We start from the raw sequence: 24,518 nt of genomic DNA on the forward strand, positions 1-24,518 counted from the left end.
ACTGATATTGTGCTGGTAGAAAATCATCGAAACTGACGGTTCGGGGGACAGTTTTCACCGAGGACGGTGATGTGTTACACGCTACCATGCAAGCAGCTAGACTCCACGAGTATACCGAGGACATGAGCGAGGCGCTGTCGATCGACGAGATCGATCGGCCGGATATCGACAGTTCCGACGGCGTCCTCGTCGAGGTCGAGGGTGCGGGCTGGTGTCAGACCGACAATCACATTATCGAGGGAATGTGGGAGCAATACGCGCCACAGGACCTGCCGATGACACTCGGCCACGAAAACGCCGGCATCGTCGCTGCGGTCGGCGAGGAGGTGACGCTGGTCGAAGAGGGCGATCCGGTGGTCTGCCATCCCGTCCAGACCTGTGGCATCTGCCGGCCGTGTCGACTCGGCGAGGACATGTACTGCGAGAACAGCGCGTTCAACGGTCTCACCACGGACGGCGGCTTCGCGGAGTACCTCCGGACGAACGAGCGAGCGGTCATCCCGCTCCCCGAGGGCGTCGATCCGACCGAGATCGCCCCCCACGCCGACGCGGGAATTACGGCCTATCACGCCGTCAAGAAGGCGGTTGCCGAACTGAACCCCGGCGATACCAGCGTCGTCATCGGCGTCGGCGGCCTCGGCCACATCGGACTCCAGTGTCTCGAGGCGATGAGCGCCGCGGACATCATCGCCGTCGACATCAAGGACGAGGCGCTCGAACTCGCAACAGAGCTTGGCGCTCGCCACACGATCAATTCCGCCGAGGAGGACCTCGCGGCGGTCATCGCGGATCTGACCGACGACGTGGGGGCCCAGCAAGTCGTCGACTTCGTCGGCCGGGACGAGACCACTGCACTGGCACCCGAGATCGTCGCCGCCGGCGGGGACCACCACATCGTCGGCTACGGCGGCCACATTCACGAACCCAGTCAGGCGCTGGTCAACGGCGAGTTCGCCTTCAGAGGGACCCTGGTCGGCAAGTACGCCGAACTCCAGGAACTCGTCTCGCTCGTCGATCGCGGCGCGGTCGAGTTACACACCGAGCGCCACGATCTAGAGGAGATCAACACGGTCGCGGAACGACTCGAACACAACGAGATCGAAGGCCGAGCAGTCGTGCTTCCGCCCTGAAACGGACTGCTGGGCACTTTCTCGACCTGTAACTGCCCACACCCCGTTTTGTGCCCCCGCGACGAGGATGGGGACAGGATGGCACCGCCAACCAGTAGGAGTCGTCTCGCCGGCCACTCGATCGGGTCGTTCGTCGGCGTCGTCGCCGCTCGTCAGACGTACAAAAACCTCTGTTATCTGCTGGTGGCGATTCCGCTCGGAATGGTCTACTGGACGGTGTTTCTGGTCGGGTTCGGCTTCGGCGTGTTCCTCTCGGTGTTCCTGGTCGGACTCGGTCTCTTGCTCGTCACTGTCCTCGGCTCCCGGCTCCTCGCGGGCGTCGAACGCCAGCTCGCGAACGCGCTTTTGCGCGTCGACCTCGACGCGCCCGACGACGTTCGATCGTCCGCCGCGACCGGTCCCCTGGAGTCGCTCGAACGATATCTCGAGGCGGCCTCGACCTGGCGCGGCCTCGGGTTTCTCATGATGAAGTTCTGGTTCAGTTTCGTCGCACTCATGGTACTGATCGTGTTGGTGAGCGCGATTTCGCTCGCCGTCGCACCGATACGATACCCCCACGAGGAGGAACTCATCACTGTCAACGACCAGCCGATCGTCTGGTCGATCGAGAGCTTTCCGGAGGCACTGCTCGCGCTCGCCGTAGGTGCGATCGTCGCGATCGTCGCCCTCCACGTCTCGAACGTGTTCGCCTACACCGCAGAACGCATGGCGATCGCGCTGCTCGACAGGTCAGCGGAACAGGACGGACCGACAGCGCAAGGCGGGTCGACAGCAGAGAACGGGCCGACGGAACAGGACGCACCCACGGAACAGAACAGGCCGACGGAACAGGACGCACCCACGGAACAGAACAGGCCGACGGAACAGGACGCACCCACGGAACAGGACCGATCGACGGAGCGCGACGAGTCGGCCGCCGGCCCGGCGCCATAACCGGCACTTCTGGTCGGCCTGCACAGCGTCACCACGCTCTTGTACGCTCGCGTCGAATTTCGGCCATGGCGACCCTCGAAGAGCCGTTCGAGATCGGCGGCCTGGCTGTCCCGAACCGGCTCTACCGTGCGCCCCTGCTGGAGTGTGCGGGAAACGGCCCGGACGCCGTGGACGTGCTGATCGACGACCTCGAACCCGCCGCCGCGTCCGGCGTCGGCCTCATCTGTCAAGGGGCGACGATCGTCCGCTGCGACGGCGGCTGTGCCGCGCCGGGGATGACCCGCATCCACGACCCCGGTTTCGTCTCCCGACTGTCGCGACTCACCGATCGCATCCACGACCACGGGAGCCGCCTGTTCATCCAGCTCGAACACGGCGGGCTACGGAGCATGGAGACCTGGCACGTCGAGTACCGCCGGGATAATCCAGAGCTGGAACAGCTGGCCGTCTCGCGACCCCCCTGGCAACTGCGAGCGCTCGATCGACTCGGCTTCCTATCTTACGACCCACAGGTCATGACCACCGAGGAGGTCTACGACCTGGCCGCGGACTTCGGCCGATCGGCCGCCTACGCCGTCGAGGCGGGCTACGACGGGATCCACCTCTCCGGGGCGAACATGGGTATCGTCCAGCAGTTCCTGTCCCCGTTTTACAACCACCGCGACGACGAGTTCGGCGGGAGTCCCGAGGCCCGCCTCGAGTTCCTGGCGCTGGTCCACGACGAAATCCGCGATCGCGCCGGCGACGTGCCCCTGATGACGAAGGTGCCCGCGGAGACGCCCGCGCCACCGTCGCCGTTCGTCCGCCGAAAGCTCTCCCTGTCCGACGGCGTCGAGATCGCCCGCCGGCTCGAAAAAATCGGCTACGACGCGGTGGTTCCCGTCCAGACCTCCGTCGTCTGGGACATGAGTATCGTCCGCGGCGAGTACCCCGATCGAGCGTGGACGAACGAGGCGCTGCAGGACGGATACGATGCGGCCTTCGGCGGGTCGGGGCGAAAGCGACTGGTCGCGCTCGGAAATCGCATCCAATCGCTGCAGTACGATTTCGAACCCGCGTGGAACGAGGACTTTTGCCGCCGGGTTCGCGAGGCGGTGTCGATCCCCGTTCTCGCGGAGGGCGGAATTCGAGAGCGCGGCGAGATCGATCGGTTGCTCGGAGATTACAGCCCCGCAGGCAACCCCGCCTGCGACGCCGTCGGCATGGCCCGGCCGTTCTACGCCGAGCCGCGACTCGGTGCGCGGCTGCTCGATTCCGACAGCGAGAGCCGCGTCCTCTGTGAGAGCTGTAACAACTGCACCGTTCCGCAGGCCACCGGCGCGCCCGGCATCTGTCGGACGCCGAGCGTGCTCCGGGAACGGGGAAAACTCGATCGAGCCGGGGCGTACGATCGGGACTAGGTCGAGTCGGGGCGAACGATCGGGAGGAAGAGCGGATCGCCACGCAGGGTCAGCGAGAACGCGCTCGGTCAGGCGGTGACGACATCGCTCGTCAGTTCCGCGAGCGTCAGTTCGCGGGTGTAATCGGGTGCCTCGACGGCGAGCAGCGAGTCCTCGTCGAGACCGGTGAAATGGAGCGTCAGTTCGTAGCTGCCGTCGTCGTCGACGACGCTCATCTCGCGCTGGTCGCCCTCGACCGTGCGCACGACGACGTATTCGCCGGCGGCAGCCGGACTGGAGCGCCCTCGAACGTCGTAGGCCGGCAGGCTCGCAGTCCCGCCGTCGACCGCCGCGCCCTCGATCGGATAGCCGGCGTCGACCCACGCCTGGAATCCCTCGTCGAGCGCGTAGACGTGCTCGTAGCCCGCGTCGATCAACGCGGCCGCGCGTTGCCCGGCCATCGCGTGCGGGCAGACGCAGTAGGTGACGATCCGATCGTCCGTCGACCACTCCGCGACCGGATCGGGATCGACCCCGTCGGGAGCGCTGCTCAGGACGGCCCCCGTGATCCGCGAATCCTCGAACGACTGACTGCCGCGCGCGTCGACGATCCGTGCCTCCTGTCGTCGATACCAGTAGATCACGTCCTCGAGCGGCGCGAGGGGCACGTCGACGCCGCCGAACGACGCCGTTTCATAGCTCTCGGTATCGATCGATCGCTCCGCTGGCACCGTGTCGGGTTCCGGTCCGTAGCCGTCGTTGCCGTCGGCACCGTCGTTACCGTCGTCCCCGCCGTTGTCGTCGTCTTCGGCACCATTTCCGTCGGTGTCAGTGTCATCTCCACCGAGACATCCCGCGACGGTGGTACCGATCGCCGCCGCCCCCGCTGCAAACAGCTGTCGTCGGTTCATCGAGTGGTGGTACGGAGTCACCCTGAATATGAATTCTGGTGTGAGGTATTCGGACACCAGACCCCTTCGTTTCGACTGGAGATCGATAGCAGGCACTCCGAAGATATTCGAGTTGAAAAAGCGGAAGAAGTAGTCCATGCTGGATTCGAACCAGCGTCCCAAGCCCCAGAAGCTCGGAGGATTGGCCGCTACCCTAATGGACTTGACATGTTTCGTCAGGCTCTGTTACCGACGACGTACCAATCCGTAGTTGGTGTTCGTATTAGAGTGTTACGAACTCGACTGCGGGTCGGAACTCGTGAGAGTGATGGGGCGAGTTCAGTGTAAATCCAGATTCTGCGTGTTTCAGAGGGCTATGAATCGAGGTGCTCTCTTCGATGGCAATTTGCACAGAGAACGCGGCACCGATCGATTTCAGTACGAAGACGTGCCTTCGATCGTCCATCACCAACGAGTCTCGCTACTGTGGCCCCTTTCTCATCAGTAGTATGATGAAAATCCAGACAGGCCGGATCCGTTTCTCCACACCGGTCGCAGCCAGCGTCACGTTTGTATTCGTTGACCCAGTGTCGGCGGTGCTCGCTTGGTGGGGTATAATGTATTCTCCGATGACAGTTGGCACACAGAACCTCACATTTTTCAATCTCGTCCCGAAGCGCGTCTTTCCCATATCCAAACGTGACCATTCGACCAATCGCCATCTCTTTCGTTGTTTCATCGACGTGGTGGAAGTCGAGACACGCTGCAGTATCGACATCACACCGTGAACAGCCGCGCTCCCGTTTTTGCTCGTTGAGCCATGACCGAAGACGAGAGCGGCGGCGTAAGGTTCGTGTCGCGTTCCACTCAGTGTTTCGGTAATGCCAGCGCTGGTCAACTGAGAGTTCGTCCCACGATGTTTCCGCGGGAAGATCGACATCATCCGGTTTCGATCCGACTCGGGCACCTCTCGAATAAGAGGTTTCCAGTCCAGCCAGCGTTTTCGCCTCGTTCCACCCACCGATCGTCCGAATTATCGTCGCGGAAGCGGGAGTCAACCCGAGTTCCTCGTACTGTGCTTTCGTCGGTGACTCGCTGAGCCGATCGGCTGCCACCTGCAATGCCTCGATACACTCGTCTTCCGTTGTCACGCCCCACTTCGTCGCGGCATTTGATATAAACCACCGACACTATCTGGTACAGAACAGCCACTCACGGCGGACCGATCGCGACTCGCCACGAACCGACACCCCTTTTCCCCTCTCTCGCGCACCAGCGAGTATGTACGTTGGACGATTCGTCGTCGTCGGTCCAGACGTCGGCGCGTATCGGGTGTCGTCGCGATCGTTCCCGAACCGGCAGATTACCGAACGAGACGAGGCGCTTACCGTGGGTCCGACCGAGGACGCCCCTGAGACGGACAACCCCTACGTCGCCTACAACTGCTTGCGCGTCGTCGAGACGCCGACGGGCGAAACCGTCGCCTTCGGCAACGGCTCGCACGTCGACCCGATCGCGGAGAAACTCGAACTCGGCTACCCCGCGCGGGACGCGCTGGCCGAGAGCCTGCTCGCGCTGGACTACGAGAAAGACGATTACGACACGCCACGTATCGCTGCGACGATCGACGACGACGGCGAGGCGCTGATCGGCACCGTCCGAAAGGACGCCCTGCTAGTCGAAACCGTCGACGAACCGACGCTCGTGGCGACCTACGAAACGAACGCCCCCGAACCGATCGATTTCGACGCCGAAACCGCAGCCGGTGCAGCGAGCGAGGTCTATGACCACGACTTCGAGCACGCAGTCTGTGCTGCCGGCGTCGCCCGCACCGACGACGGATTCGAGACGGCGATCGAAAACGGCGATTGAGGCCTCGAACAGGCAGTCATACAGTGCTCGTCGGAGGGCGTCCGCCCCGATCGTCAGCGGCTTTTGTGTCTGCTCATCGGCACGATTTTGTATTCAAGCGCGGTAACGGAAGCATGCTCGAAATTCTGCTTAGCGTGACAGTCGTGACGACTATCCTGACCGTTCTCGCCGTCGTCGGCGCGTCGTATCTCGGCACGACGCTGGCACTACGGCGGTTTTTCCCGGAAGGCGCCGACGGACCCGATCGGTGAGCGGCCGTCGTCTCCCGCGCCCAACCTACATACTGCTGGCACCAGTTACCTCCCGGTATGAAGATCGGGCTCATCTCTGACGTCCACGGAAACCGGGTCGCGCTGGAAACCGTCCTCGACGACATGCCAGCGATCGACGGCTTCGTCTGTGCCGGCGACGTCGTCGGCTACAACCCCTGGCCCGCCGACTGCGTCGACGAACTCCGCGATCGGGACGTGCCGACGGTGATGGGAAACCACGACGCCGCCGTCGTCGAGGATACCCCGTTTCGGTTCAACTCGATGGCGCAAGCGGGCGTCGAACACGCGAGAGACCAGCTCTCGGAGGACCAACTCGCGTGGCTCGCGGACCTGCCCGTAGAGCGCACCGAATTCGACGGCCGGCTCAAACTCGTCCACGGCCACCCCGACGATCCCGATCGGTACACGCGGTACACCCGCCCGGCAGAGTTCTCGGCGCGGCTGCTCGGCGAGGAGGACGTGCTCGTACTCGGACACACCCACGTCCAGCACGTCGAACGGTACAGCGACGGGATCGTGGTCAATCCGGGCAGCGTCGGCCAGCCGCGGGATGGCGATCCGCGGGCGGCCTACGCCGTCGTCGACCTCGACGCGCTGACCGTCGATACCCACCGGGTCGCGTACGATATCGACGCCGTGCAGGACGCGGTTCGAGACGCCGGCCTCCCCGATCGGATCGGGAGCCGACTCGTCCGCGGAAACTGAGAGGGAATGGTGTACCGCATTACAAGCGATCGGTCGGGCCGGATCGCGGGATACTCAATACTTTTGACGAGTCCGGCGAAAGATCGCGTATGCCCTCCGGATCGCACAGATTGCAGATTCAGATGTGTCTCGCGATCGGCTCCCTCGCGATCGTTACGCTCGGTTTTCTCGCTGGGGTCTGGGTCGTCTTCTACGCCCTACTGGAACTGTTCGGTATCGAAGCAGCCGTCCACATCGCGTCCGTCGTCACTATCGCGACGCTGCTGACGATCGGCTACCTCGAACACCGACAGCTCGAGACGATCGAACGGCTCGCAGACGCCCACCGGGTTGACGAAGAGACGGCACCCGAACTGTACGAGACGACGACGCGGGTCGCCGCCCAGCTCGGCGTCCCCGTCCCGACGATCGCCGTCTCGGATCGGCGCGCACCGGAAGCGCTGGTCGTCGGGTTTCGCCCCGACGACACGCACCTGGTGCTCTCACTCGGGACGATCGAGGCGCTCTCCGATGACGAGCGAGAGGCGGTGATCGCCCACGAGCTCGCCCACGTCGCTAACCGCGACGCGATGGTGATGACCGTGGTCTCGTTGCCCGTCGTGGTCGCGAACGGACTGCGGTCGCGAATCGCGGCGATCGAAAACCCTGGCTGGGCTGCGATCGTGACGGTGCCACTCGGAATCGTCTCGAGCGTCGTCTGGATCGTCGGCCGATCGGTCACTGCCAGGCTCTCCCGGACCCGGGAACTGGCCGCCGATCGCGCCGCAACGGAGGTGACCGGCTCGCCGGCCGCACTCGCCAGCGCGCTCGAGCGACTCGACCGCGAGATTGCCGACACGCCCCGCCGCGACCTTCGCGAGGTGTCTGGCGTCTCGTCGCTGTCGATCCTCCCGCTCGAACCGCGGGAACTCGAGAAGGTCATGCTCGGTCCCGACGGCGACGTCGAACCGTCCTACTGGTGGCTCGAGACGCGCCTCCACCGCCTCGAACGCTGGCTCTTCGAGACGCACCCGCCGACGACCGATCGGCTCGAGTCGCTCGCAGAGTCCCAGCGCTCGGAGTGATCGGTGGATCGTCTCGAGAAGCGTTACTCCCGCCTCGGAAAATGCGTGACCCTTACCCCTCGTCTACCGTTCCGTCCGTTCCGGGCGGTGAACCCTCGGCCGCGACGCCCTCTTCGGTTTCGGCGTCGCTACTCGACTCGCCGGGAGCGTCGTCGCTCGTCTCGTCTTCGGGATCCGATGTGTAGCCGAGTTCGAACCAGAGCTTCGCCGTGCAGTCGAACGCGACCTCGTCGAGTTCGGTCTCGTCCTCGCGCTGGTCGAGATAGCCGTTACACCGGCCGTGTGCCACGACGTTCATCAGCGATGCTGCCGAACCACATTCCGGACAGTCGATGTAGTAGTTACCCTCGTCGTTCTGGTGCCACGCGTCGGGCGTGAGTTCCGTGTACGCGGCGTCCTCGCGATTCCGTCCGCTCATACGGAATCGGTCGGGGCAGACGTGTGTAAAACCGGACCCGGAACGTGCAACCCGCGGGCGGTTTCGGAGTAGCGCGTGAAACTCGTTGTAAGTACAGCAGATACAGTTACCGGAGTGAAAATAACTCCCTGATTCTCTTTTAAAACTATATGCTTGAATACAGAGGATGGTTTCATCGAATCCACACTCGTATGAGGTGATGAACCGAATGCATTGTCTGTGATTGTCAGATTTTCATCTGGTAGCATCAAAACACAGTCTTCGACGGATAGTCATAATAGACCGTAAAAAGTGTATAAATATATAATAACGAGGATATAACCTGACTTTTAAATAGTATGACTGGTAGTTCTACTCATGGTAGAAGGTAAGTCACTAAGTTATAAGATAATAATGGAGGTAGCCCGACAAGAAGACGTAGCCCCATCAGAGATTGAAGTACCGCTATATTCGGTTATAGATCCAGAACTCCTAGACGAATTGGGGTCTAGTGCTTATTCAAAAAGAGATACAAATCTCAATATTCAGTTTGAATATTATGGATATCTGGTTACAGTTCGGGGATCGGATCAGATAACTGTTAACCCGACTCAAGATGAACCTGATTTCCAATTTCAATCATCTACAGGCGTGGAGTCAGAATAAAAGAAAATCACTTTCCGTGTGGAACTGTCTCTAATATCTCTTCAACTAAATCATGACCCCAATATCTGATTTCTTTTGATTCGGGTTTGTATTCTACGACGCCTAATTCTTTAAGCCTGGGTAGATGGTTGTGGTGTAAATCTACTATTATTTCTTTTCTGGATCCGGGTTGACTCTTGTATCCAAAAAAAGAGGCATTTATATGATTGGCAATCTCTTCAGTTGAGAATATATCTCCCTCGTTCGTGATTAAATATCGAAGTAAGTTTCTTCGTGTATAGTTTCCCAAAATTGATAAAATATCAGAAATTTCTTCTACAGTCATTGCTACTTTTTTGTTACCTCTTGCCATTATTGTCAGTGTTGAACTTCGACCATATATGATTTCGCATGACACCGTACGGTAAAAGACATTAATGTAACTAGATAATGATATTTTGATGATAGATTGGCGTTCATACATGATCTGTTCACACCCGTAGTTACCGAACCGATCGATCCAGTGTCAGGTACAATTCTGAATGACAAAATCACACGACTATCTACTGGAGGGCACAAAGAGTCGATCAGGAACCCCCTCAGACCAGCGGCTCGACCACTCCCTCGACGGCCCCGAGCAACCGCCCGACGCGCTCCTCATCGGTTGCCTCGGCGTAGACTCGCAACACGGGTTCGGTTCCGCTGGGGCGGACGAGCACCCACGAGCCGTCCGCGAGCTGGAGCTTGAACCCGTCGGCCGTGTTCACGTCCTCGACGGCGGTTCCCGCGATCGTCTCGGGAATCTCGCTTTCGAGATCCGCGAGCACGCGCTCCTTCTCGTCGTCGGGGCAGGCTACGCTGATCTTGTCCTGGACGACGGTGCCGTACTCCGCGAGGAGTCGATCGACCCGGTCGTCGATCGGGTCGGCGGCGTGCATCGCGGCCGCGAGCAGGGCGAGCAGGACGCCGTCTTTTTCGCGGACGTGGCCCCGGACGGTGAAGCCGCCCGACTCCTCGCCGCCGACCAGAGCGTCGTGGTCGGCCATCGCCTTCGCGATCCACTTGAACCCGACCGGAACCTCGTGGACGACCTCGTCGTGGGCTTTTGCGATGCGATCGATAAGGAAGGTCGTCGAGACGGACCGAACCGCCGGGCCGGCATCCGACTCGAGGAGGTACTCGTAGAGCGCGGCGAAAAAGAGGTTCTCGTCGAGAAAGCCCCGCTCTGGCGTGACGATCGCGATCCGATCGGCGTCGCCGTCGTTTGCGATGCCGAAGTCGACAGCATCGTCGCCGGTGACGCGATCGACGAGCGCCGTGAGATTCTCGGGTGCGGGTTCGGGTGCGCCGCCGCCGAAATCGGGGTCGCGCTCACAGCGCAGGCACTCGACCGTCGCGCCCGCGCGCTCGAGTAACGCATCCGTGGTGTCGCGGCCGCTGCCGTGCATGGCGTCGTAGGCGATGGTCAGTCCCGACTCCGAGAGATCGGCGCTGCCGGTGATCGCCTCGACGAGGTCGAGCGCGGCGTCGGCGTGAGGGGTGGCGAAGTCGACGGTCTCGGCCTTCCCGTGCTCGTCCTCGGGAAGCGGATCGGGTTCGGCAAGGCGCTCTGCGATCGCGTCGGTCACCGCGGGAAGTGCAGGCGCACCGTCTTCGGGAATGAACTTCACACCGTTGTACTCGGGTGGGTTGTGCGAGGCCGTGAGCACGAGCGCGCCGGCCAGATTCCGCTCGACGATCGCGTGGGCGAACAGCGGCGTCGGCCGATCGCGTTCGGGGAGGAGCACGTCGAACCCGTTCGCACAGAGCACGCGCGTGAGTTCCTCTGCGAATTCCGGGGAACTCTCGCGAGCGTCGTAGCCGATCGCGATCGGTCCCTCGAGTCCCTCGTCCCGGAGGTACGAGGCGACCGCCTGCCCGACCATTCGCACGCGTGGTGTGGTGAACTCCTCGAGCGTCGCCCGCCAGCCGTCGGTACCGAACGAGATCGCGTCCATACGACTGTCTCAGCGTCGGCACCGAAAAAACCGACGCCGTCGGTCACGAACGGAAAGCGCTCTCTTTCTCGGCCACAGTCGCAACCGGGATCGATTCGCGCGAGGTGGCAGGACGAGTTTGGCCGAAAGCCAGCACGGACGAAACGTGCAACCAGCGACGTTTTCCGAATCGGTAGCCTATCGGAGACATGAGCGATATCCCCTCCGTTCTCGCTGTCAGCGGCAGCATGCGCGAGGAAAGCTACACGCGAACCGCGCTCCGGTACGTTCTCGGTGTTGCCGACGCCGCCGGCGCAGACACGCAATTACTCGACCTTCGCGAGTTCGACCTCCCGGTTTACGATCCCGACCTCGTCGACGACGAGCAGGGTGACGCCGTCGAGGTCAAACGGCTGGTCCGCGAGGCTGACGCCGTCGCACTCGGCACGCCGGTCTACCACGGTTCGTACTCGGGTGCCCTGAAGAATTTCCACGACTACTGCGGCTGGGACGAGTACGAGGACACCACCGTCGGCCTGCTGGCGACCGCCGGCGGCGGGAGCTACGGCTCGACGCTCGATCACCTGCGAATTACGGTTCGGGGCGTCCACGGCTGGGTGCTTCCCCACCAGGTCGGCCTTCGAGACGCCTCGGGAAAATTCGAAGGCGACCCGGACGCGATCGACGACCGGCGGTTTCGCGACCCAGCTCTGCAAGAGCGCGTCGAAAAGCTCGGACGGATGCTCACCGAGTACGCGTTTATCGACCCCGACGTGCGGTCACCGCGATCGGAAGCGGCCGCAGACGACTAATCCGATCACGGGACCCGGGTCGGCGGGTGTCCGACGGGATCAGTCACTCTCGATCAGTTGCTCTTTCGCCGCCCGTGTCAGTTGCTTGATTTCGTACTCGCGAGACATGGCCGCCGATCGACTCTCGAAGGTTTCGGCGTAGCGCAGTTCGACGGGCGTCCGGCCGCGAGTGTACTTCGCGCCGTCGCCTGCGTCGTGTTCTGCGACCCGGCGGTCGAGGTCCGTGGTGTACCCGGTATAAAAGGTCCCGTCGGCACACTCGAGGACGTAGACGACGTGGTCGTCGACGGATCCGGCCATCGATCGCCGGTAGGGACGGGGATGGCAAAAGCGACTCGTTACGCGTGGTCGTCGGGGGCGATACGGCGCGGGGATCAGGTACCGCGGGCGCGTTCTTTGGCAACTTCTGCGATCCCCGCATTGGCCGAACAGCTCGTACACGCGTAGATATTCCCGTGTTTATCGGCAAAGACCCGTGCAAACCGTTCGGAAACGTGCGCGCCGCAGTGGTCACATGTGGGCATGGGTACACCGGCACAAGGCCGGCACTCAGTTCTACCCGGTGTATATTTAAAAGAGCTTTCCCAAACACCGTTTGGTTTTTCGGTATCAAGAGGATTTTTTCACCCTGCGTTCACGGTGCCCGATCTGAACATGGGCTGGCAGAGTCGTCCATCCCGCTACGATCGCGCCGCGTCGATCGCTCGGGCGATCAGAACCGCCTGGCTGCCGGCGACGAAGCCCGCGTCGACGTTGACGACGGACAACACCGTACACGACTGGAGCATTCCGAGGAGCGCCGCCTCGCCGTCGCCGCCGCGGCCGTAGCCGCTCGAGACGGGTACTCCGATGACGGGCGTATCGACGAGACCGGCGACGACCGTCGGCAGCGCGCCTTCTCGACCGGCACAGACGAGGAGCACGTCCGCCTCCCGGAGCCGATCGAGCTGGTCGAGAATTCGATCGAGCGCGGCGACCCCGACGTCGTCGACTCGATCGACAGAGACCCCGGCGTCGACGCAGACGAGTTCGGCTTCGTCCGCGACCGGGGCGTCGACGGTCCCGCCGGTCGCGATTCCGACCGTCGCGTCGAGCGACGGTGGATCGTACGCCGGGGTCCGAACGTGAACGGTCGAGCCGCGCTGATCGACGGTCGCCTCCGGAACGGAGTCTGCGAGCGCCGATTCGAGCGCCTCTATCTGTCGGTCCGAGACACGAGTACAGAGCGCCCTGTCGGTCGTCTCGAGTGCGGTTTCGGCGAGTGCGACGACCTGGTCGGCCGACTTCCCCGCCGCGAAGATACCCTCGGGAATGCCCCGTCGGTCGTCTCTGGCCGCGTCGAATCGGCCCGCGTCGCCGGTGACGTATCCCGCGAGTTCGGCCTCGGCTTCGGCCGGCGACAGCGATCCGTCCGCAACGGCCTCGAGGAGTTCGCGCATGTCCCGTTCTGGGGAGTGCACGTACTCGAATCCGTCGACACGACTCGATCGATCGGTGTCCGTCGAGCGATCGAGCCAAATCGCGCACGAGCACCGCAGGAGCGCGGGCGAGCCAGATTTCGCCGGATCGAACGGAGGATCGCGACCGTCGAAGTTTATCCGACATATACTTTCCGGTGGTTTCGCGGTCCGAAACGGACGAATTGGGCGCTGCAGCCCCCGTATTTCGCTGTGTAACCACAATATTTATATGGAGGTAAGCGGAACGAATACATCGTATGGCAGACCTTATCGTCAAAGCCGCCGTGAAGGAAGCGCTCGATGACAAGAACGTCGCCTCGGATTTCTACGATGCACTCGACGAGGAAGTCGACGAGCTGCTCGCAGACGCCGCCCGACGTGCGGAAGCGAACGACCGGAAGACGGTCCAGCCGCGCGACCTGTAAGGGACGCCACCCGACGTTTTTTATCGCACTCGTTTCAGGTAGCGACGGCGTTCTGACGATCGATCGCGCGAGTTGCATTTGGACACGCGAGTCCGGAAACCGTACCAACAGCACCACGAACGTACGGAGTTGCGTCGACAGCGATCGCAACTCGCAGTCGCATTTTTGAGGGGTGCCGGTGTAGGAGGGAGGGAATGCTTCGAACTCTGTTGATCGTGTTCGGACTGTTCGAGATCTGCAAACCGAAGCCGGTTATCGCTGCCTGCGAACGGATCGGTCTCGCGAATCCGGACGAGGCCGAGCGTCGTCCGTGGGCGCTCTGGGGAGCACGCGCGGAGGGACTGACGGTCGTCTGGTTGCTCGTTCGCGGTCGTCCCCAGAACGGGTCGACGCTCGTCGGTGGCCTGCTCGGGACCGCCGGCCTCGTGCTTGCGGTTGTCCCGCAACCGCTGATCACGCTCAGTCAGGAACTCGTCTACGAGAACACCGACGACCTCGAGTTGCGGCCGGGCGTCGAACCGGCAGCCCGGTTGCTCGGGATCCTCTACCTGCTCGTCGTCGCCCTCTCCTGGCGATCGACAGAGACCGAAACCGCTCAGTTCGAGCGATCGGAACCCTGAGCGTCAGGATCCGAGCCAACGAGCCACCGGTCTGGAGAGTCGACCATCCTGTCACGACAAGTACTTAATAGAGACGGTTAACTTCGCGCTCGTTGTAGATGAGGTATGCATCCACGTTCCACTCACGGTCCGAAGCGACGCCAACAGCCGACCCTCGCGGAAGTCGCCGTACTGGCCGAGCGCCTGGACGTGATAGAGCGACAACAACACCAGCTGAAACGAACCCTGCGGGCGGTTGCAAACGAATCCGGCGTCTCGATCGGCTGTCCGTGCGCTCACTGCCAACAGTCGTATATGATCGTCAAGAGCGGAAACCTCTCCTGTCCGGCCTGTGGGTACAGCGAATCGCTCTGAGCGGTACGATCCCTGCGACTGCAATTGGACTGCAATTCGTCGACACCTCCCCACCAGTCGTCCGACCACCTCAGTACTGCCGAGTCTCGACTCCGTCGGACGTCCCGACGTACGTCGCATCCGCGAGACCGACAAACAGGCCGTGTTCGACGACGCCCGTCGTCTCCGAGAGGTGCCTAGCGGTCCCGGCAGGGTCGTCGATCGCGCCGAACGCACAATCGAGCACCAGATTCCCGCTGTCGGTGACGACGGGACCGTCCTTTCGCTCGGCCTTGCGGAGGGTCGCCTCGCCGCCCAGTTCGGCGACGCGATCGGCGACGACGGTGTGTGCATCCGGCAACACCTCGATCGGTACCGGCCGGGAGAGACGGACGGTCAGTTTCGACGGATCGGCGACGACGACGAACCGATCGGCCGTCGAATCGACCAGCTTTTCGCGGGTGTGGGCCGCACCGCCGCCTTTGATGAGCGTCCCGTGGGCGGCCGAGTCGGGATCGTCGACGACCGCGTCGGCCCCGTCGATCGCGAGGTCGACCCGATCGACTGCGTCGAGACTCGTCAGGGGAATCCCGGTCTCCAACGCGAGTTGCCGGGACTGGAAGGAGGTGGGAATTCCCTGGACGGAGAGTCCGTCGTCGACGCGTCGCCCGATCGCCTCGATCGCGTAGGCGGTCGTCGATCCCGTTCCGAGGCCGACGACAAAGCCGTCCTCGACCGTCTCGGCTGCGCGTTCGCCGGCGCGGCGTTTCGCCGCGTCTGATCCGCCCGCAGTTTTCATGATTCGACCAGCGAGCGGCGACAACAAAAACGTTGTAGCTCCTTGTGGGGAGTTCTCGAAAATCCTGTCTGTCGCGGAGGTCCCAGACAATCAGACGAATCTCAACAACAGGCAGTTCTGGTGATCGCCAGGCGCACGAACCCACTCCGTTGCAGTGAACCTTTTTCAATCCGGTTGTGGACCACCCCGGTATGGCGAGTTCGGAGACGGCAGTCTCTCTTGTGGACGTTCGTAAAACCTATCAGGTCGGTGAGCCGGTCCACGCACTCGACGGCGTGAGCATCGAGATCCCTCGCGGTTCCTACACCGCGATCATGGGTCCCAGTGGGTCCGGCAAGTCGACGCTGATGAATCTCGTCGGCTGTCTCGACACCCCGTCTGAGGGAGAGGTCGTCGTCGGCGGCCGAAACGTCGGAAGTCTCGACGGCCGCGAACGGACCACCCTCCGCGGCACCGAAGTCGGCTTCGTCTTCCAGACGTTCAACCTCATGCCCCGGCTGAACGCCCTCGAGAACGTCGCCCTCCCCCAACTGTTCCGGGGAATCGATCGGGACGAGCGCCGCGACCGGGCCCGAGACCTGCTCGAACGGGTCGGTCTCGGGGATCGCGTCGATCACATGCCCAACGAACTCTCGGGCGGCCAGCGCCAGCGGGTCGCACTCGCCCGAGCGCTGGTCAACGATCCGGCGATCGTGCTGGCCGACGAACCTTCCGGTAACCTCGACACCGAGACCGAAACGGACGTGCTCGATCTCTTCGGCGAGTTTCACGACGCCGGCACGACGATGATCGTCGTCACCCACGAACGCCACGTGGCCGAACGGGCCGAGCGGATCGTCCACCTGCTCGACGGGACGATCGAACGGATCGAATCGCTGGCCGGCGGTGGGGGAGGCGAGGATGAGACTCGAACCGCGGGTCACCACGCGGACGACGAGGACGCCGGGGGAGCGACTCGATGAAGCCGACCGAGAGCCTCAGACTCTCGTGGCGTTCTATTCGCGGTCACAAGCTTCGATCGGCGCTGACGACGCTCGGGATCGTCATCGGGATCGCTGCGGTGATCGCCTTCGTCACGCTGGGCGCGAGCCTGCAGGCGGGTGTCATCGGGGACATCAGTCCCGACGACCAGCGAAACGTCTACGGCTGGGCCGCCGAGCCCGACACCGAGGGCGGGCCGCTCGCCGGGGCCCAGCCGGTGTTCAGCCGGAGCGATCTCGAGGCCGTCGAGGATCGCGACGGCGTCGACGCCGCGTACGGCTATATGCCGCTGTCGACGCAGGCGATCGCCTACGAGGGCGAACTCTCGCCACAGAGCGACGCGCTCGTGGCTGCAGGACCCACCTATATTCGGGAGAGTTCCCTCGACGAGGGTCGTCAGTTCGAGATGGGCGAACGCGAAGCCGTCATCAACCCCGCCGTCGCGAACCAGTTCGAAGAGCCCGTCTCGACCGGCGACGAGCTGACGATCGTTCTGCAGGGAGGTCAGCGGACGACAGTGACCGTCGTCGGGATCACCGATTCCTCGGAGGGGCTGAGCCCGTTCGAGGGGTTCGAGCCGTCGCCGCGGGTGTACGTGCCGACCGACCCGTTCTACACCGAAGCGGCCGCCGGGCCGATTCTGGGACCGGGAAGCGGCGGGCAACCCGCCGACGGCGACAACGGATCGATCGGCGGGGTCGAATCCGACGAAATCGCCGGCGACGGCGGGACCGACGACGCGCTCTTTCTGGCGATCGTCGTCGAGGCTGAATCGGCCGACGAGGCGGACGTCGATCGGGCCCGCGAGAGCGCAACCGCGTACCTCGAAAGCGAGGAGTCTGATGCGGGGACGCTCATGGACGAGGCCGGACTCGAGATTACCCTCCAGACGAGCGCGGAACTCCTCCAGCAGTTAGAGGACGTTCTGGATTTGCTCCAGAACTTCATCGTCGGAATCGCGGCGATCTCACTGCTGGTCGGCTCGATCGGCATCGCCAACATCATGCTCGTCAGCGTCACCGAACGGACTCGAGAGATCGGCATCATGAAAGCGATCGGAGCCCAGAACCGAGAGATCCTCGGTCTCTTCCTCGCTGAGGCGGTGATCCTCGGACTCATCGGCGCGATCCTCGGCACGGGACTCGGACTCCTCGCGGGCTATCTCGGCGCGTGGTACATCGACCTGCCGCTGGTCTACCCCTACGAGTACGTCGCCATCGCGATCGTCGTCGGCATCCTCGTCGGCGTCCTCTCGGGGCTGTACCCGGCCTGGCGGGCGGCGCGAACGGATCCGATCGACGCGCTGCGCTACGAGTGACCGGGCGAGAGAGGAAAGCGCGAGAGACGGGTCGGGAACGGTGAACGCAGGCGGACGATCGGTGGGTATCAGGGTCGGTCCCGATCCTGATCCGGATCGCTGTCCACCTCCTGATCTCGGCCTCGATCCCACTCGCCGGCGTCGCGATCGCGGTCCCCGCCGGGTTCGAATCGATCTGGATCTCGTCGATTCCGGTCTCCGTCCCAGGAGGACTCCGACGGTGGTCTCGGGGGTCGGGTCGGGTCGACGGCTCCGCTGTGACGCGGTGTGGATTGCTCACTCGAGGAGAGCCCGATCGTGTCCCGAGTCCGGATCTGCTGGTCGGGATACTCCGCGGCAAGAACCGCTCCGAGGAACCCTCCGAGCAGCGACAGGCCGACGGTGTAGAGGAACACGATGAACGCGAGAACGACGACGGCGAACGAGGCGGCCACGAAGCCCTGGATCGGTGCGGCGACGATCCCCAGCCCGAACCCGAGCACGCCGAGTGCGATGACCGCCAGTCCGGCGATCGGGAGGAACGTGATGATGCCAGCGAGCGCGCCGACGACGGCGCCGTCCCGCGGGTTCGATCCCTCGAGAAAGCCCGCGACGGCTCCGCCGAGAACGGTCGAGAAGGGGATAAACGACAGGACGACGCCGACGACGGCGCCGATAATCGCGTTAATGACGGTTCGCTCGGTTCCCATAGGCGAAAGACGACGGGCGTCCTGAAAAGTAACGGGGACTCGTTTCTCGCGTGACACGCGCGATCGAAGGCGCTCGATGCTCGGCACTCGACCGACGACGTTGCGATCGACGACGATCAGCGATCGGTCGAATCGTCCGCGTCTGCGGGCGGTGCGGTCGCCGTTCGGGCGGCGTCGTCCGACAGGCCGTCGGGTTCGGCCGACGGATCGGCGGTACCGTCCGGCGGGTCGTCTCCGTCGGCGAGTTCGGAGAACGTCACCTCGTTGTTGACTTCGTCCGCGAGGAGATCGACGGCTTCGACGAAGACGGCGACGATCAGCGGGCCGACCACGATTCCGATCGGACCGAGCGTAAAGAGGCCGCCGGTGAAGCCGATGAAATAGAGGCTACCGGGGAGGCCGGCCGACCGGCGTGCGAGTCGCGGACGGATCCCGATATCGGGGAACCAGGCGACGAGTCCGATGCCGAGGACGCCCACGAGAGCCGCCGCGACCAGTTCGCCCGCCGTGACGTGGTAGATCGCGATCGGGACGATGAGAAGGCTCGGACCGATGATCGGGACGAACTGCAAGACGGCGGCAATTATCGCGAGGGTCAGTGCCATCTCGTAGCCGAGCGCCCAGAACAGCGGATAGCCGATGACCAGCGTAGCGACCGACGTGGCCAGCTGGAGGACGTAAATCGCGTACAGTGTCTCGCGAGCGCGGTTCGCCAGCGCGTAGACGATATCCCTGTAGGCACGGGGAACCGGCGCGACCGCGGCCCGCCCGGCGGCATCGCCCTTGAGCAAGAGTGCGAACAATAGGATGACGAACAGGGCGAATTTGATCGCCAGAACCGGCAGTGCCGAGGCGATCGACACCGCAACCCCGCTCACGTAATTGATCACGAGCGACTGGACCTCTCCCACGTCGGCTGTGTACGTCATGCCGAAGGCGGTGATCGGAATGTCCTCCGGCAAACCGCCGATGACGGTGGTGATCTCGTCGATCCGAAAGTACAACGTCGCGACGATCGGGACGAAGACGGTAATGGCGGAAACGAAACCGATTACCGTTGCCGCGACCGCGGCGGTCCACTCGGTGAGACCGCGCCTGACGAGCCAGGACTGAACTGGCATGAGAACGTACGCCACGGTCAGTGCGAACAGAATCGTCCCGAGGACTTCGAGGAGGATCGCTCCCGTGAGTATGCCAAGCACCACGACGACGCCAGCAAGGACGTATCGTCGCTTCCTCTCGGCCGATGGGCTATTCCCAGGGGCGATCGTGTTCGCTGTCACACCCATCCGTCTCACCCCGCGGATAAAATCCTTCCGTCCGGAGAGAGTGTCCGGCAGACCCGAACGACGTGAGGCTACAGCGACGCTGAGACCGCCCATTTCAATGAAGTTGACGACGGAGTAGTTCACGATCTGGATGCCACGCCGGTTCACCACGCCAGACCACTGTCGCACAATCATGTCGCTTAAGACCACGCAGTGTAACAACCGAGTAATGAATCGACGAGCGGTTATCGGAGCGATCGGTGGCGGGACCCTCGCGAGCGTCGCCGGCTGTCTCACTCGCGAAAACGACGACGACGAAGAATTACCGGACGACGCGGAAAACGGCGATCAGGAGCCCGACGAACCGAATCTCGAGGGGACCCTGACGGTCGCGACCTACGACTCGATGGTCGACGGCGAGGACCCGGCCGGCCCGTGGCTCAAAGAGCAGTTCGAAGCCGAGTATCCGGACGCCACCCTCGAGTGGACGGTTCCCGAGGCGGGCATCAATCACTACATCCAGCGCGAACAGCAGGAGGCGGCCCTCGACGCCGATGTCTACCTCGGAGCGAACATCGACGACCTCGTTCGCGTCGACGACACCCTCTCGGAGGGCGGGCTCTTTCGCGAACTCAACACCGATCGCATCGAGCGCGCCGATCGCATCCGCGACGGACTCGATATGGAGGACCCCCACGGTCGCGTGCTGGCCTACGACACGGGCTACATCAGCCTCGTCTACGACGAAAACGAAGTCGACGAACCCGAGACGTTCGACGACCTGCTCGAACCCGCATACGAGGACGCGCTGCTCGCCCAGAACGCCCAGACGTCCGATCCCGGCCAGGCGTTTTTGCTGTGGACGATCGACGCCTACGGCGAGGACGGCTATCTCGACTACTGGCGGGACTTACAGGACAACGGCGTTCGGATCCTCGACGACTGGAGCGACTCCTACTACGGAGCCTACATGCAGGAGGAACGGCCGATGGTCGTCTCCTACTCGACCGATCAGGTGTTCGCTTCCGCGGAAGGTAACGATCTGAGCCGTCACCAGATCGGGTTTCTGAACGGTCAGGGGTATGCAAATCCGGAGGGGATGGCCGTCTTCGATCGCGCCACGAGCGTCGATCTGGCCTACGAGTTCCTCGATTTCGTCCTCTCGAATGACGCCCAGGCCGAGATCGCACAGCGAAACGTCCAGTTCCCCGCCGTCGAGGCGGAGTTCGTCGACCTCGACGAGTCCTTCGACCAGTACGCCCACGAACCGCCGGAGGCGGTGACGATCGGCTACGACCGACTCCGGGGCAACCTCGACGGCTGGGTCGACGACTGGGCGCGCGAGATCGTCGAATAACGCGTGACACCGAGCGGACAGCCCCCGGACGAGCAGTCCCGAAACGAGCAGGCGTCGACCGAGCAGCCACCGGACGAACGGGCATCGAACGATCGGTCACCGGGCCAGCGGCCGCCGAACGAGCGGCCGCCGCGCAAGCGGCTGATCGACTGGCTCGAACGGCACGCGCTCACGCTGGTCGCGTTCGCGACGGCCAGCGTGCTCGCCGTCATGCTCTACCTCCCGATCGGTGTCGTCTTCGTCAACGCCGTCGTCGACGACGGCGTCCCGACGCTCGCGGCGTTTGTCGACGTGCTAACCGATCCGTTCTACGTTGGCGCGCTCGCAGACGTCCTCGCAGAGCCACTCGCGCTCGGCACCCACCTCGGCTCGATCGTCGGCTGGCTCGGTGCGATCTCGGTTTCGCTCTCGATCGAGTATCCAATTCCCGGCGTCGGCGTCCCAATTCCGTGGCTCGGCGTCGACACGCCCGGAATCCGGACGGGGCTGTTCGGCTTTACCGCCTATCAGGCGGCGCTCTCGACGATCGCGAGCGTCGCGCTCGGCCTTCCCGCGGCGTACGTTCTGGCGAACTACGAGTTTCGGGGCCGACGGACGCTGCGATCGCTGACCATCCTGCCGTTCGTCCTCCCCGGTATCATGGTCGCGGTGGGCTTTTACGCCATGTTCGGCCGGGCAGGAACGCTCAACTCGCTGCTCGGAAGCGTCGGCGTCGGTCCCTACCCCTTCATCGAGTGGAATCCGCTCGCGATCGTCATCGTCGCCCACGCGTTCTACAACGCGCCGCTCGTGGCCCGGATCACCGTCGCCGCCTGGGAGTCCGTCGACGTCCGAACCGTCGAGACCGCTCGCAGCCTCGGTGCGAGTGAGCGACGAGCGTTCCGCGACGTGGTCGTACCACAGCTTCTGCCGGCCGTGCTTACCGGCGCGTTGTTGACCTTTATTTTCACGTTCATGACGTTCCCGATCGTCCTCGCCCTCGGCGGGCTCCAGCTCGCGACCGTCGAGGTCTGGATCTACGACCGAATCCAGCGGCTGTCATACACCGAAGCCGCGACGCTGGCGATCCTCGAGACGATCCTCTCGCTCGCCCTGACCTACGCCTACCTCCAGTACGAGTCGTCCCAATCCGGACTGGCCCGGGCCGCGTCTCCGCCGCCGAAAGAGCCGCTCTTTCCGGACCGCCGGACGGCACTCTCGCCGCGGCGACTCGCGATCGTGGGCTACGGCGTCGTCGCCGCGATCGTCTTCGTCGGCCCCATGGCGAGTCTCGTGATCGGGAGCGTCACGGACGGCAGTGGGCTTACGCTCCGCCACTACGCGTTCTTACTGGAGCGACAGCTCGAGGGCGAGTCGTTCCAGACGCTGCCGTTTCTCGCTATCCGGAACTCGCTGCTGTTCGGACTGGGGACGCTCGCGATCGCCGTCCCGATGGGCGTCGTGATCTCCGTGCTAACCGCCCGTGCGGGCCGGCTCGGGACGATCATCGACACGCTCGCGATGGTTCCCCTCGCCGTCAGCGGGATCGTCTTCGGGATCGGCCTCCTGCAGGGACTGGTGTTCGGCATCTCGCTGCCCGGCGGCTGGCGGCTGCAGGTGACGGGCGCGGTCGCGATCGTCGTCGCCCACGCCGTCGCGGCTTACCCCTTCGTCACGCGAAACGTCTCGCCGCTGCTCTCGAGCCTCGACCCCGCGATGGTCGAATCCGCACGTGCGCTGGGGGCGACGCGGTATCGCGCCCTGCTCGACGTCGAACTGCCCCTCGTCGCGAGCGGCATCGTCGCCGGGACCGCCTTCGCCTTCGCCATCTCGATCGGGGAGTTCTCTTCGACGGTCATTTTGGCCAGCGGCACCGACTCGTACACGATGCCAGTGGCCGTCGAACGGTACCTCGGACGTCGATCCGGGCCGGCGATCGCCATGGGGACCGTCCTCCTCGCGGTCACCGCCGCGAGTTTCGTCGTCGTCGATCGTGTCGGCGGGAGGTTCGAGCGATGACGGAACTCCGACTCGACGGTGTCTCGAAACGCTACGGGACGAGTGCGGACGGAACGAGTGCGGACGGAACGAACCGCAAAGGAACGGCGACGATCGCGCTGCGCGACGTCGATCTCACCGTTCGCGACGGGGAGTTTTTTACGCTCGTCGGCCCCTCAGGTTGTGGGAAGACGACGACCCTGCGAACGATCGCGGGCTTCGAGGAGCCGACGACCGGCAGTGTCAGGTTCGACGGCGAGGAGATGACCGGCGTCCCGCCCGAAGATCGGGACGTGGGTGTCGTCTTCCAGAGCTACGCCCTCTTTCCGCACATGAGCGTCGCGGAGAACGTCGGCTACGGGCTTCAGTTTCGCGACCCACCCGCGGGAACGACCGTCGACGAGCGCGTCGACGAGTTGCTCGACCTGGTCGATCTCGCCGGCACGGGCGATCGCAGCCCCACGCAGCTCTCCGGCGGTCAACAACAGCGAGTCGCCCTCGCCCGCGCGCTCGCCCCCGAACCAGCCCTGCTCTTGCTCGACGAACCGATGAGCGCCCTCGACGCGCAGCTCCGAGAATCGCTGCGTCGACAGGTACGGCGTATCCAGTCCGAACTCGGAATCACCACCGTCTACGTCACCCACGATCAGGCCGAGGCGCTGGCCATCTCCGATCGCGTCGCGGTGATGAACGACGGGCGAGTCGAGCAAGTTGCGACGCCACAGTCGCTCTATCGGGAGCCAGCGACGCGGTTCGTCGCCGAGTTCGTCGGTGACAACAACGTCTTCGAAGGCGAGGTACGTGCAGGGGACGGCAGTGTTCGCGACGGAAACAGCTACGCGACCCTTTCGATCGACGGCGAGCGGTTCACCGTGTCGGGAGTTCCCGAGAGAGCCGATCGGGCGACGGTCTGCGTGCGGCCGGGGGCGCTCTCCCAGTCCGCCGAGCAGAACCGAATCTCGGTCGCGGTGGAAACCAGCGAGTTCCTCGGTGAAACGGTTCGGGTCAACGGTCGGTGGAACGACCGCCCGATCGTGTTACAGCGTTCGGCGGTTCCTGAGAGCGACGAACTGACGGTCGGATTTGCTCCCGACGACGCTCACGTGGTCGATGTGGAATGAACGACCGGAGAGTCGAATCGCCGGACTGTGGAGGGGTCGAATCGCCGGGGACGATCGAACCCGAATCTGCAGGTGATGCCTTTTCGAGACAGGCG

The 24,518-nt window shown here is 63.6% G+C and carries 28 protein-coding genes and 1 tRNA gene; 17 read left to right on the forward strand and 12 right to left on the reverse strand.

The window, feature by feature from the left end:
• Nucleotides 1-86: 86 nt before the first annotated feature.
• From AC6I6L_RS07180 to AC6I6L_RS07190, 3 genes are all read left to right on the forward strand, one after another.
• Nucleotides 87-1,130 carry an NAD(P)-dependent alcohol dehydrogenase gene (locus AC6I6L_RS07180; protein ID WP_497917056.1) on the forward strand — a complete coding sequence of 348 codons (1,044 nt, stop codon included), beginning with the start codon at nt 87-89 and terminating at the stop codon, nt 1,128-1,130.
• Nucleotides 1,131-1,208: 78 nt separating this feature from the next.
• Nucleotides 1,209-2,063: a sensor domain-containing protein gene (locus AC6I6L_RS07185; RefSeq protein ID WP_497917057.1), complete on the forward strand. Its 855-nt coding sequence runs from the start codon at nt 1,209-1,211 to the stop codon at nt 2,061-2,063.
• Between the two features lie 65 nt (nt 2,064-2,128).
• Nucleotides 2,129-3,463, forward strand: coding sequence for an oxidoreductase (locus AC6I6L_RS07190; protein WP_497917058.1), 1,335 nt, complete (start codon nt 2,129-2,131; stop codon nt 3,461-3,463).
• A 68-nt stretch (nt 3,464-3,531) separates the two neighbouring features.
• Here AC6I6L_RS07190 and AC6I6L_RS07195 read toward each other — a convergent pair whose 3' ends face one another.
• The 3 genes from AC6I6L_RS07195 to AC6I6L_RS07205 all read right to left on the reverse strand — a co-directional run bounded on the left by AC6I6L_RS07195 (nt 3,532) and on the right by AC6I6L_RS07205 (nt 5,483).
• On the reverse strand, nt 3,532-4,353 hold the full coding sequence (locus tag AC6I6L_RS07195; RefSeq protein ID WP_497917059.1) for a rhodanese-like domain-containing protein: 822 nt from the start codon (nt 4,351-4,353) through the stop codon (nt 3,532-3,534).
• Between the two features lie 130 nt (nt 4,354-4,483).
• Nucleotides 4,484-4,556, reverse strand: a tRNA-Gln gene (locus tag AC6I6L_RS07200).
• 150 nt (nt 4,557-4,706) lie between these two features.
• Nucleotides 4,707-5,483, reverse strand: a complete 777-nt coding sequence (locus AC6I6L_RS07205) for a homing endonuclease associated repeat-containing protein (protein WP_497917060.1) — start codon at nt 5,481-5,483, stop codon at nt 4,707-4,709.
• Between the two features lie 130 nt (nt 5,484-5,613).
• On the opposite strand from AC6I6L_RS07205, the gene AC6I6L_RS07210 reads away from it, so the two are divergent.
• The 4 genes from AC6I6L_RS07210 to AC6I6L_RS07225 all read left to right on the forward strand — a co-directional run bounded on the left by AC6I6L_RS07210 (nt 5,614) and on the right by AC6I6L_RS07225 (nt 8,245).
• Nucleotides 5,614-6,204, forward strand: coding sequence for an IMP cyclohydrolase (locus AC6I6L_RS07210; protein ID WP_497917061.1), 591 nt, complete (start codon nt 5,614-5,616; stop codon nt 6,202-6,204).
• Between the two features lie 113 nt (nt 6,205-6,317).
• Entirely contained in the window at nt 6,318-6,455 is a 138-nt protein-coding gene (locus tag AC6I6L_RS07215; RefSeq protein WP_497917062.1) for a hypothetical protein, read from the forward strand.
• A 57-nt stretch (nt 6,456-6,512) separates the two neighbouring features.
• Nucleotides 6,513-7,181 (forward strand): metallophosphoesterase family protein, encoded by a 669-nt coding sequence (locus AC6I6L_RS07220; protein ID WP_497917063.1) that lies wholly within the window; start codon nt 6,513-6,515, stop codon nt 7,179-7,181.
• An 89-nt stretch (nt 7,182-7,270) separates the two neighbouring features.
• Nucleotides 7,271-8,245: a M48 family metalloprotease gene (locus AC6I6L_RS07225; protein ID WP_497917064.1), complete on the forward strand. Its 975-nt coding sequence runs from the start codon at nt 7,271-7,273 to the stop codon at nt 8,243-8,245.
• 52 nt (nt 8,246-8,297) lie between these two features.
• On the opposite strand, the gene AC6I6L_RS07230 is transcribed toward AC6I6L_RS07225, so the two are convergent.
• Nucleotides 8,298-8,663, reverse strand: a complete 366-nt coding sequence (locus AC6I6L_RS07230) for a hypothetical protein (protein WP_497917065.1) — start codon at nt 8,661-8,663, stop codon at nt 8,298-8,300.
• 357 nt (nt 8,664-9,020) lie between these two features.
• Here AC6I6L_RS07230 and AC6I6L_RS07235 point away from each other — a divergent pair, with 357 nt between their 5' ends.
• Nucleotides 9,021-9,308: a HalOD1 output domain-containing protein gene (locus AC6I6L_RS07235; RefSeq protein ID WP_497917066.1), complete on the forward strand. Its 288-nt coding sequence runs from the start codon at nt 9,021-9,023 to the stop codon at nt 9,306-9,308.
• 7 nt (nt 9,309-9,315) lie between these two features.
• On the opposite strand, the gene AC6I6L_RS07240 is transcribed toward AC6I6L_RS07235, so the two are convergent.
• Both AC6I6L_RS07240 and AC6I6L_RS07245 read right to left on the reverse strand, forming a co-directional pair.
• Nucleotides 9,316-9,660, reverse strand: coding sequence for a DUF7344 domain-containing protein (locus AC6I6L_RS07240; RefSeq protein WP_497917067.1), 345 nt, complete (start codon nt 9,658-9,660; stop codon nt 9,316-9,318).
• A 226-nt stretch (nt 9,661-9,886) separates the two neighbouring features.
• Nucleotides 9,887-11,284 carry a phosphoglucomutase/phosphomannomutase family protein gene (locus AC6I6L_RS07245; protein WP_497917068.1) on the reverse strand — a complete coding sequence of 466 codons (1,398 nt, stop codon included), beginning with the start codon at nt 11,282-11,284 and terminating at the stop codon, nt 9,887-9,889.
• Nucleotides 11,285-11,472: 188 nt separating this feature from the next.
• Here AC6I6L_RS07245 and AC6I6L_RS07250 point away from each other — a divergent pair, with 188 nt between their 5' ends.
• Nucleotides 11,473-12,075: an NADPH-dependent FMN reductase gene (locus AC6I6L_RS07250; protein WP_497917069.1), complete on the forward strand. Its 603-nt coding sequence runs from the start codon at nt 11,473-11,475 to the stop codon at nt 12,073-12,075.
• Nucleotides 12,076-12,114: 39 nt separating this feature from the next.
• On the opposite strand, the gene AC6I6L_RS07255 is transcribed toward AC6I6L_RS07250, so the two are convergent.
• The 3 genes from AC6I6L_RS07255 to larB all read right to left on the reverse strand — a co-directional run bounded on the left by AC6I6L_RS07255 (nt 12,115) and on the right by larB (nt 13,514).
• Nucleotides 12,115-12,375, reverse strand: coding sequence for a GIY-YIG nuclease family protein (locus tag AC6I6L_RS07255; protein ID WP_497917070.1), 261 nt, complete (start codon nt 12,373-12,375; stop codon nt 12,115-12,117).
• Nucleotides 12,376-12,449: 74 nt separating this feature from the next.
• Complete coding sequence (locus AC6I6L_RS07260) at nt 12,450-12,599, reverse strand: DUF7563 family protein (protein ID WP_497917071.1); 150 nt, start codon at nt 12,597-12,599, stop codon at nt 12,450-12,452.
• 156 nt (nt 12,600-12,755) lie between these two features.
• Nucleotides 12,756-13,514: a nickel pincer cofactor biosynthesis protein LarB gene (larB, locus tag AC6I6L_RS07265; RefSeq protein WP_497917072.1), complete on the reverse strand. Its 759-nt coding sequence runs from the start codon at nt 13,512-13,514 to the stop codon at nt 12,756-12,758.
• A 278-nt stretch (nt 13,515-13,792) separates the two neighbouring features.
• On the opposite strand from larB, the gene AC6I6L_RS07270 reads away from it, so the two are divergent.
• From AC6I6L_RS07270 to AC6I6L_RS07280, 3 genes are all read left to right on the forward strand, one after another.
• Nucleotides 13,793-13,960, forward strand: coding sequence for a DUF1931 family protein (locus AC6I6L_RS07270; RefSeq protein WP_006665251.1), 168 nt, complete (start codon nt 13,793-13,795; stop codon nt 13,958-13,960).
• Between the two features lie 194 nt (nt 13,961-14,154).
• Nucleotides 14,155-14,580 carry a hypothetical protein gene (locus AC6I6L_RS07275; RefSeq protein ID WP_497917073.1) on the forward strand — a complete coding sequence of 142 codons (426 nt, stop codon included), beginning with the start codon at nt 14,155-14,157 and terminating at the stop codon, nt 14,578-14,580.
• A gap of 105 nt (nt 14,581-14,685) precedes the next feature.
• Complete coding sequence (locus tag AC6I6L_RS07280; protein ID WP_497917074.1) at nt 14,686-14,934, forward strand: hypothetical protein; 249 nt, start codon at nt 14,686-14,688, stop codon at nt 14,932-14,934.
• Nucleotides 14,935-15,004: 70 nt separating this feature from the next.
• Here AC6I6L_RS07280 and rpiA read toward each other — a convergent pair whose 3' ends face one another.
• On the reverse strand, nt 15,005-15,712 hold the full coding sequence (gene rpiA / locus AC6I6L_RS07285; RefSeq protein WP_497917075.1) for a ribose-5-phosphate isomerase RpiA: 708 nt from the start codon (nt 15,710-15,712) through the stop codon (nt 15,005-15,007).
• A gap of 191 nt (nt 15,713-15,903) precedes the next feature.
• On the opposite strand from rpiA, the gene AC6I6L_RS07290 reads away from it, so the two are divergent.
• Together AC6I6L_RS07290 and AC6I6L_RS07295 are read left to right on the forward strand one after the other, a co-directional pair.
• On the forward strand, nt 15,904-16,674 hold the full coding sequence (locus AC6I6L_RS07290) for an ABC transporter ATP-binding protein (protein WP_497917076.1): 771 nt from the start codon (nt 15,904-15,906) through the stop codon (nt 16,672-16,674).
• On the forward strand, nt 16,671-18,011 hold the full coding sequence (locus AC6I6L_RS07295; protein ID WP_497917077.1) for an ABC transporter permease: 1,341 nt from the start codon (nt 16,671-16,673) through the stop codon (nt 18,009-18,011). Before AC6I6L_RS07290 ends, AC6I6L_RS07295 begins: the two co-directional genes overlap by 4 nt.
• Before the next feature lie 68 nt (nt 18,012-18,079).
• Here the strand turns inward: AC6I6L_RS07295 and AC6I6L_RS07300 are convergent, their stop codons facing one another.
• Both AC6I6L_RS07300 and AC6I6L_RS07305 read right to left on the reverse strand, forming a co-directional pair.
• Entirely contained in the window at nt 18,080-18,700 is a 621-nt protein-coding gene (locus tag AC6I6L_RS07300) for a DUF5518 domain-containing protein (protein WP_497917078.1), read from the reverse strand.
• Nucleotides 18,701-18,816: 116 nt separating this feature from the next.
• Nucleotides 18,817-19,989 carry an AI-2E family transporter gene (locus tag AC6I6L_RS07305; protein WP_497917079.1) on the reverse strand — a complete coding sequence of 391 codons (1,173 nt, stop codon included), beginning with the start codon at nt 19,987-19,989 and terminating at the stop codon, nt 18,817-18,819.
• Between the two features lie 208 nt (nt 19,990-20,197).
• On the opposite strand from AC6I6L_RS07305, the gene AC6I6L_RS07310 reads away from it, so the two are divergent.
• From AC6I6L_RS07310 to AC6I6L_RS07320, 3 genes are all read left to right on the forward strand, one after another.
• Nucleotides 20,198-21,325, forward strand: coding sequence for a thiamine ABC transporter substrate-binding protein (locus tag AC6I6L_RS07310; RefSeq protein WP_497917080.1), 1,128 nt, complete (start codon nt 20,198-20,200; stop codon nt 21,323-21,325).
• Between the two features lie 141 nt (nt 21,326-21,466).
• Nucleotides 21,467-23,323: an ABC transporter permease gene (locus AC6I6L_RS07315; protein WP_497917105.1), complete on the forward strand. Its 1,857-nt coding sequence runs from the start codon at nt 21,467-21,469 to the stop codon at nt 23,321-23,323.
• Complete coding sequence (locus AC6I6L_RS07320) at nt 23,320-24,423, forward strand: ABC transporter ATP-binding protein (protein WP_497917081.1); 1,104 nt, start codon at nt 23,320-23,322, stop codon at nt 24,421-24,423. The genes AC6I6L_RS07315 and AC6I6L_RS07320 overlap by 4 nt, the downstream gene beginning before the upstream one ends.
• Nucleotides 24,424-24,518: the final 95 nt, after the last annotated feature.

This window comes from Halosolutus sp. DAT137 (assembly GCF_059736405.1).

Bases quoted from the DNA above. Each gene is read 5' to 3' on its own strand.
- AC6I6L_RS07180 (WP_497917056.1), top strand. From the start codon at position 87: ATGCAAGCAGCTAGACTCCACGAGTATACCGAGGACATGAGCGAGGCG.
- AC6I6L_RS07185 (WP_497917057.1), top strand. From the start codon at position 1,209: ATGGCACCGCCAACCAGTAGGAGTCGTCTCGCCGGCCACTCGATCGGG.
- AC6I6L_RS07190 (WP_497917058.1), top strand. From the start codon at position 2,129: ATGGCGACCCTCGAAGAGCCGTTCGAGATCGGCGGCCTGGCTGTCCCG.
- AC6I6L_RS07195 (WP_497917059.1), bottom strand. From the start codon at position 4,353: ATGAACCGACGACAGCTGTTTGCAGCGGGGGCGGCGGCGATCGGTACC.
- AC6I6L_RS07210 (WP_497917061.1), top strand. From the start codon at position 5,614: ATGTACGTTGGACGATTCGTCGTCGTCGGTCCAGACGTCGGCGCGTAT.
- AC6I6L_RS07215 (WP_497917062.1), top strand. From the start codon at position 6,318: ATGCTCGAAATTCTGCTTAGCGTGACAGTCGTGACGACTATCCTGACC.
- AC6I6L_RS07220 (WP_497917063.1), top strand. From the start codon at position 6,513: ATGAAGATCGGGCTCATCTCTGACGTCCACGGAAACCGGGTCGCGCTG.
- AC6I6L_RS07225 (WP_497917064.1), top strand. From the start codon at position 7,271: ATGCCCTCCGGATCGCACAGATTGCAGATTCAGATGTGTCTCGCGATC.
- AC6I6L_RS07230 (WP_497917065.1), bottom strand. From the start codon at position 8,663: ATGAGCGGACGGAATCGCGAGGACGCCGCGTACACGGAACTCACGCCC.
- AC6I6L_RS07235 (WP_497917066.1), top strand. From the start codon at position 9,021: ATGGTAGAAGGTAAGTCACTAAGTTATAAGATAATAATGGAGGTAGCC.
- AC6I6L_RS07240 (WP_497917067.1), bottom strand. From the start codon at position 9,660: ATGGCAAGAGGTAACAAAAAAGTAGCAATGACTGTAGAAGAAATTTCT.
- AC6I6L_RS07245 (WP_497917068.1), bottom strand. From the start codon at position 11,284: ATGGACGCGATCTCGTTCGGTACCGACGGCTGGCGGGCGACGCTCGAG.
- AC6I6L_RS07250 (WP_497917069.1), top strand. From the start codon at position 11,473: ATGAGCGATATCCCCTCCGTTCTCGCTGTCAGCGGCAGCATGCGCGAG.
- AC6I6L_RS07255 (WP_497917070.1), bottom strand. From the start codon at position 12,375: ATGGCCGGATCCGTCGACGACCACGTCGTCTACGTCCTCGAGTGTGCC.
- AC6I6L_RS07260 (WP_497917071.1), bottom strand. From the start codon at position 12,599: ATGCCCACATGTGACCACTGCGGCGCGCACGTTTCCGAACGGTTTGCA.
- larB (WP_497917072.1), bottom strand. From the start codon at position 13,514: ATGCGCGAACTCCTCGAGGCCGTTGCGGACGGATCGCTGTCGCCGGCC.
- AC6I6L_RS07270 (WP_006665251.1), top strand. From the start codon at position 13,793: ATGGCAGACCTTATCGTCAAAGCCGCCGTGAAGGAAGCGCTCGATGAC.
- AC6I6L_RS07275 (WP_497917073.1), top strand. From the start codon at position 14,155: ATGCTTCGAACTCTGTTGATCGTGTTCGGACTGTTCGAGATCTGCAAA.
- AC6I6L_RS07280 (WP_497917074.1), top strand. From the start codon at position 14,686: ATGCATCCACGTTCCACTCACGGTCCGAAGCGACGCCAACAGCCGACC.
- rpiA (WP_497917075.1), bottom strand. From the start codon at position 15,712: ATGAAAACTGCGGGCGGATCAGACGCGGCGAAACGCCGCGCCGGCGAA.
- AC6I6L_RS07290 (WP_497917076.1), top strand. From the start codon at position 15,904: ATGGCGAGTTCGGAGACGGCAGTCTCTCTTGTGGACGTTCGTAAAACC.
- AC6I6L_RS07295 (WP_497917077.1), top strand. From the start codon at position 16,671: ATGAAGCCGACCGAGAGCCTCAGACTCTCGTGGCGTTCTATTCGCGGT.
- AC6I6L_RS07300 (WP_497917078.1), bottom strand. From the start codon at position 18,700: ATGGGAACCGAGCGAACCGTCATTAACGCGATTATCGGCGCCGTCGTC.
- AC6I6L_RS07305 (WP_497917079.1), bottom strand. From the start codon at position 19,989: ATGGGTGTGACAGCGAACACGATCGCCCCTGGGAATAGCCCATCGGCC.
- AC6I6L_RS07310 (WP_497917080.1), top strand. From the start codon at position 20,198: ATGAATCGACGAGCGGTTATCGGAGCGATCGGTGGCGGGACCCTCGCG.
- AC6I6L_RS07320 (WP_497917081.1), top strand. From the start codon at position 23,320: ATGACGGAACTCCGACTCGACGGTGTCTCGAAACGCTACGGGACGAGT.